Consider the following 3,201-nt stretch of genomic DNA (forward strand, 5'->3'; position numbering starts at 1 on the left):
AAAGAAGCTGCCCTTTTGGGACAGCCTCATCTGTTTATTTTGTAACGACCAACGTATTGGTTGACATATTCCTTATTACCGAATGAACCTTTTGGTATGGTAAGTAGTAAAAATAGAAAGGTTATATCAAAAGTGAAATAGTCTTGGGGCAATCTTTATAATTTAGTTATATTCTAAAAGACATTAAACCGCTGAAAAGATGTAAAAAAATAATATTACTGATTCATTTATGGCTAAAAATCCGTATAGTTGTTTTTCTGCAAAAATTGACCTTATTGGCATTAACCCATTTGTGTTTTTGCCTGAAAAGGTCTTGTTGTATCTTTTTAAAAGAGCAGGAAAAAACACAAGTCCGCTACCTGTTTGTGGAACAGTAAATGGTAAAAAATACCAGCAGACATTGGTAAAATATGCCGGAGATTGGCGGCTATATATTAATTTGTCTATGTTAGAGCATTCCACTAAACGAATTGGAGAACAAATCGATATTATAATAGACTATGATGAGCAAGAACGCATCCTACTTCCCCAACCCAAATTAATCAACACACTAAACAAAAACCCGCAAGCAAAACAAATTTTTGATTCCTTACAACCATCGTTACAAAAAGAAATTATACATTACATTTCTTTCTTAAAAACCGAAAAAAGCATTGATAACAATGTACAAAAGGCTGTAGTTTTTTTGCTGGGGAACAATCGTTTTATAAGTCGGGATCCCCTGAATAAAATTCATGATACCAGTGACTGATTTTCTGTAAACCTTACAAATTCCTTCATTAAGATATCATAAGTATCCATAAGTGCCATTTATCGCCAATTAAGTTTCGTTACAATATTACAAAGACAATTAAAAAACGCTGTAAACATAACATTTACAGCATTTTATCACTTATTAATAGTTGATATTAATCACTAATTATTTCACTTCTTCAAAAACAACCATAATTGATTATCAGGTATTTATATTACTATGGTACAAATACGATACAAAATAAGGATTATAACTTGATAATAAATATGCCGTTATCGGCAAAAATATGATAGATTTTAAGTTTTAAACAATCGTTTTTGCCGATAATACTATGAAATACAATCATTTTATTTCCTTTAATAATAATTGATTGATTGCGTGTGCCTTTTTCTCATCAACTTGATACATTTCAGCATACAATTTCCAGTTTGCAACAACTTCTATACAGGAGTTAATAATGCCTTCAGGATTCCGAATCGAATTTTGCTCTGCAATAGTCAACAAATCTTTTCTTGTAAAATCCTTTCGTTTGCCATTAATGCTTAAATTATGTTGACTTACCCATTTGCTATCGGGTCTGTAAGCAAAACAAACATCGTAAGCTGGTGCTAATTTCCAAATTCCCTCAGCGTTCATCAGAAATGAAAAATTCTTAGTATGATCATCACAATTTCTTGCTATCACGTTAAATACCATACGTTTGAACATTTGTTCTGCTTCTGCATAAGTTAACCGAAGTTGACGCATAGTTTGAAAAACCTGCTCATAACTGTAGGATGTGATATTTGCAAAATCATAATGCTGCAAGGCACATAATGTTTGACTGTGCAGTTTTTGATTTCCTTTTATGCGATCAAAGCGTTTGGTCATAAAGTGCACCCGATTATTTTCTTCAATCAATCGTGATTCCATCATATCAACTCCAAAATCTGTTGCCATTTTGTAATAAGCCATTTCCACTCGTCCATATCCTTTTGATTCGCCGAATTGCACATCACTCACTTCATCAAACTTAATCAACCAATGCTCAAAACCTTCGTCTGCAAGCGTTTGACCCGATTTGATTTGTCCTGTTTTTTCATTGTAGGCAATAATAGCTTTAGGACGTGCACCTCCGGCAGATGTTCCCATTTTTAGGACATCCATCATCACATCCTCCATATTTTTTTGAGTTTGAATAGAAAAATTTTCCTTGTTTGATAATAAGGCTTTCGTCGTTTCGATTAAATCACTCAATTCAATATCATACGACGGTGATTCTTTACCCATTATAGGTTCGAATTCTAACGCCCCCATACCTCTCCGTCCAATAAAACACAGGAGTTCAACAGGGTTTAAACTATCATCGGGTCGCCCTTGTCTTGCCAACCACGCATTGATTAAATCTTTTCCGTATCGATCGGGTAATGCATCGGCTAAAAGTCCGGGCATACCTTTAAAGGTTTCGCTATTGCGATGTTCTGGAAAACTATAAATTCTGTTCTTGGACGGCATTTTGATAGGTGCAATAGGCAGTTTTTCCAAATTAAATTTAGGGTCGTACTCAAATGATGCCATTTCGGTAGTTGTATCCCACGCAACTGCGCCTACACGATGTCCAAAAATGTTTATAAAAGCTGTAGTTACCATCCTAAATCCAAATTATCATCTTGTGAAGTATCTTTTTTCATTACTCTTTTACGTAATTTTTTTTCTCCTTTAGCTAAACGCAGTGGGCTGATTTCTTCTCTTACTTCAAACTCTTTTAAAACATACAACGCATCCAAAATTCGCAATATTTTTAGTAAGTTAATTAAAGAGATATTTTCGCCACGTTCCAACAAACTCACGGTAGATCTACTTACTGCCGCCTTATCGGCTAATTCCTGTTGATTTAGATTTTGCTTAATACGGGTCTGCTGTACAAACAAACCTATTGTATCCAAAATTGCCTTATCCGAAAACAAACTAATGTCTGATATATTACTCATAAATATCTTATTTCATAAACAACGAATGATATTTCACGCATTGTAAATACATTGCTAATGTACGAAAAATAACGCATAAACACAAAAAAATACAATTACGCGTTAAATTTCATTCATTACAGATTGATTTAAAATTTCATTAGGATGTTAGTTTGTTGCTTTTTTATTTCGAATGATTGTTATTTCAAACAAAAACAAGTGAAATGATTGCAATTACGAACGTTTTAATCGTAACTATTTTTTTAATCATTACATTCTGTCACAAATACAGTAACTATTTGTGGCAAAAATGATTTTTGGAAACAGAATATAAAACCACTCCATAAATCATATTACGAGAAGTTCGCCGAGGGAACTGTAAAATGTATTGACGAGGAGATACTGGATATACTAACTTAGCTTCCAGTTAAAGTTAAGCATAAAATCTTATTTTTGACGTATGAAAAAAGAAAGAAAAATTTATGATTCAGCTTTTAA

Annotated in this window: 3 protein-coding genes; 1 reads left to right on the forward strand and 2 read right to left on the reverse strand. The window is 33.1% G+C overall.

All coding sequences use genetic code 11. The annotated features are described in order from the left end of the window. Positions 1-229 precede the first annotated feature (229 nt). Positions 230-751 (forward strand): YdeI/OmpD-associated family protein, encoded by a 522-nt coding sequence (locus BLW20_RS14345; protein ID WP_091102923.1) that lies wholly within the window; start codon positions 230-232, stop codon positions 749-751. 345 nt (positions 752-1,096) lie between these two features. Here the strand turns inward: BLW20_RS14345 and BLW20_RS14350 are convergent, their stop codons facing one another. Further along, positions 1,097-2,383: a type II toxin-antitoxin system HipA family toxin gene (locus tag BLW20_RS14350; RefSeq protein ID WP_091102926.1), complete on the reverse strand. Its 1,287-nt coding sequence runs from the start codon at positions 2,381-2,383 to the stop codon at positions 1,097-1,099. Beyond that, positions 2,377-2,724: a helix-turn-helix transcriptional regulator gene (locus BLW20_RS14355; RefSeq protein ID WP_091102930.1), complete on the reverse strand. Its 348-nt coding sequence runs from the start codon at positions 2,722-2,724 to the stop codon at positions 2,377-2,379. The genes BLW20_RS14350 and BLW20_RS14355 overlap by 7 nt, the downstream gene beginning before the upstream one ends. Positions 2,725-3,201 lie beyond the last annotated feature (477 nt).

The organism is Paenimyroides marinum (genome assembly GCF_900108395.1).
In the GTDB taxonomy this organism is placed as follows: domain Bacteria; phylum Bacteroidota; class Bacteroidia; order Flavobacteriales; family Flavobacteriaceae; genus Flavobacterium; species Flavobacterium marinum.